We start from the raw sequence: 401 nt of genomic DNA, 5'->3' as shown, positions 1-401 counted from the left end.
GTCTATCAGGTGTTCAAGCAGAAGGCCGTGGAGGGTTCGAGCCCGGCTGATTTCTGGCGCGCCATCGACGGCAACAGCCTGCCGGCCAGCGGCATGAACGCAGCGCTTGAGCAGAAGTACATCGACATCCTCACGAAGAACGACATTCCGGAACTGCCGGACCACCTGAACCAGTACCGCAACTATCTGAAGGCGCAGCGCAAGGTCGTGCTGGTCGGTCACTCGCAAGGCACGCTGTATACCAACTTCGAGATCAACTTGCTGGTGACCGGGCCGGACCAGGCGCAGGGCAAGATCAGCGCGGTCAACGTGGGGAACGCGGCGCGCTATCAGTTGCCGGGGTCAACCTACCTGACGTCGCACTCCGATACGGTGATCGGCGCATTGAGCCTGGTGCAGAC

General features: G+C 61.3%; 1 protein-coding gene. It reads left to right on the top strand.

Features of this window, described 5'->3' with window-relative positions; translation table 11 throughout:
- Nucleotides 1–401, top strand: a 401-nt coding sequence (locus ACVA58_RS27805; RefSeq protein ID WP_446513485.1) for a hypothetical protein, incomplete at both ends; no start/stop codon positions are given.

The sequence above is a fragment of the Photobacterium sp. DNB22_13_2 genome, assembly GCF_052873915.1.
The sequence above is the reverse complement of the archived record's forward strand: the minus strand, read 5'-3'. Positions and strand labels throughout refer to the sequence as shown.